Origin of the sequence: Phenylobacterium sp. (genome assembly GCF_020253645.1) — a bacterium.
Taxonomy (GTDB): Bacteria; Pseudomonadota; Alphaproteobacteria; order Caulobacterales; family Caulobacteraceae; genus Phenylobacterium.
This window is the reverse complement of sequence record NZ_JADCBG010000100.1, coordinates 1-2,627: the sequence shown is the minus strand read 5'-3', so window position 1 is coordinate 2,627 and position 2,627 is coordinate 1. Positions and strand designations below refer to the sequence as shown.

The 2,627-nt window shown below is 67.7% G+C and carries 2 protein-coding genes; both read left to right on the top strand.

Annotated features, from left to right (window positions below; genetic code table 11):
- A partial coding sequence (gene hemA / locus INE98_RS06990; protein ID WP_293537698.1) for a 5-aminolevulinate synthase occupies positions 1–1,215 on the top strand: 1,215 nt, incomplete at its 5' end.
- 106 nt (positions 1,216–1,321) lie between these two features.
- On the top strand, positions 1,322–2,617 hold the full coding sequence (gene glyA / locus INE98_RS06985; RefSeq protein ID WP_293537696.1) for a serine hydroxymethyltransferase: 1,296 nt from the start codon (positions 1,322–1,324) through the stop codon (positions 2,615–2,617).
- The last annotated feature ends 10 nt before the right edge of the window (positions 2,618–2,627 follow it).

Here is a 2,627-nt window from a genome sequence, read left to right as displayed (position 1 = left end):
GCCGCCTTCGCTGACGCGCTGGACAAGGTCCGGGCCGAGGGACGCTACAGGGTCTTCGCCGACCTGAAGCGCCATCGCGGCCGGTTCCCGAACGCCACCTGGACCCGGCCCGACGGCTCGACCTCCGAGGTCGTGGTCTGGCGCTCGCACGACTATCTGGCCCAGGGCGAGAACCCGGTGGTGCTGGACGCCATGAAGTCGGCCCTCGACGAGGCCGGCGCCGGCTCGGGCGGCACCCGGAACATCTCCGGGACCACCCGTTATCATGTGGAGCTGGAGCTCGAACTGGCCGACCTGCACGGCAAGGAATCCGCCCTGCTGTTCACGTCGGGCTACGTCTCGAATGAAGCGTCCCTGTCGACCCTCTACAAGATCCTGCCCGGTCTGATCGTCTTCTCGGATGCGCTGAACCACAACTCGATGATCTCGGGCATCCGCGGCGGGCGGGGCCCGCGGCAGATCTTCCGGCACAACGACCTGGCCCATCTCGAGGAATTGCTGGCCGCCGCCGACCCGGCGGCGCCCAAGCTGATCGCCTTCGAGAGCGTCTATTCCATGGACGGCGACATCGCCGACATCCGCGGAACGGTGGCCCTGGCGAAGAAGTACGGCGCCATGACCTACATCGACGAGGTCCATGCAGTGGGCATGTACGGCCCGCGGGGCGCCGGCGTGTGCGAGCGTGACGGCGTCATGGCCGAGATCGACATCATCGAGGGCACCCTGGGCAAGGCCTTTGGGGTCATGGGCGGCTACATCGCCGCCGACGCGGTGATCGTCGATGCGATCCGCTCCTATGCCGACGGCTTCATCTTCACCACCTCCGTGCCGCCGGCCGTGGCCGCGGGCGCCGTGGCCTCGATCCGCTGGCTCAAGGAGCACAACGAGGTCCGCGAGAAGCACCAGGCGCGCGCCGCCGCCCTGAAGGCGCGGATGGAGGCGGCGGGCCTGCCGGTCATGCCTTCGGTCAGCCACATCGTCCCTGTCCTCGTGGGCGACCCCGTCCACTGCAAGATGATCTCGGACATCCTGCTTGAAGAGCACGGCGTCTATGTCCAGCCGATCAACTACCCGACCGTGCCCCGCGGGACGGAGCGGCTCCGCTTTACGCCCAGCCCGGCGCATACGGACGAGATGATGGACGACCTGGTCCGGGCCATGGAGAAGCTGTGGGTCCGCTGCAATATCCAGCGGGTTGGCGGCCAGGCGGCCTGACGTCTCCTACTTTTCGGGTCTTGACCCTGCGTAGGCGGTTCCGCCCGCCGCATCGAGGCTGTAAACAGCCCGCGTTCGGTCGCGCCGAATCCTCAGGACAGGCCTCATGATCACACAATCCCTCGCCGCCGGCGTCCCGGCTGGTTTTTTCTCGGCATCCGTTGCGGACTCCGACCCCGCCCTCGGTGCGGTGATCTCGGGTGAACTCCGGCGGCAGCAGGACCAGATCGAGCTGATCGCCTCGGAGAACATCGTTTCCCGCGCCGTGCTCGAGACGCAGGGGTCGGTCCTGACGAACAAGTACGCCGAAGGCTATCCGGGCAAGCGCTACTACGGCGGTTGCGAGGTGGTGGACGAGGCCGAGGTCCTGGCTATCGAGCGGGCCAAGGCCCTGTTCGGGTGCGAGTTCGCCAACGTCCAGCCGCATTCGGGCAGCCAGGCCAACCAGGCGGTCTTCATGGCCACCCTGACGCCGGGCGACACCTTCATGGGGATGGACCTGGCCGCCGGCGGCCACCTGACCCACGGCAAGAGCGTCAACCAGTCGGGAAAGTGGTTCCGGCCGGTCTCCTACGCGGTGCGCAGACAGGACCACCTCATCGACTACGACCAGGCCGCCGAACTGGCCCTGGCCGAGAAGCCCAAGGTGATCATCGCCGGCGGCTCGGCCTATTCCCGGCACATCGACTTCGCCCGGTTCCGGCAGATCGCCGATTCCGTCGGCGCCATCCTGATGGCCGACATCGCCCACTATGCGGGCCTGGTGGCCGGGGGCGTCTATCCCAATCCCTTCCCGCACGCCCACGTGGTGACCACCACGACGCACAAGACCCTGCGGGGTCCGCGCGGCGGCCTCATCCTGACCAACGACAAGAAGCTCGCGAAGAAGCTGGACTCGGCGGTCTTCCCCGGGCTTCAGGGCGGGCCGCTGATGCACGTGATCGCCGCCAAGGCCGTCGCCTTTGGCGAGGCCCTGCGTCCCGAGTTCAAGGCCTATGCCCGCCAGGTGATCGAGAACGCCCGGGCCCTGGCCGACAGCCTGCAGGAGGCCGGCTTCCGGATCGTCTCGAACGGCACGGACAGCCATCTCATGCTGGTGGACCTGACGCCCAAGGGCGTGAACGGCGTCGACGCCGAGATCGCCCTCGATCGCGCCGGCATCTCCACGAACAGGAACGGCATCCCCTTCGATCCGCTCCCGCCGGTCCAGACCTCGGGGATCCGCGTCGGTACACCGGCGGGCACTACTCGGGGCTTCGGCGAGTCCGAGTTCCGCCAGGTCGGTCGCTGGATCGGCGAGGTGCTGGATGGCGTGGCCGCAGGTGGGGATAACTCGGTGGTCGAGGCTAAGGTCCGGGGCGAGGTCCTGGCTCTCACGAAACGCTTTCCCATCTACGGCTGAGCCCTCTAAT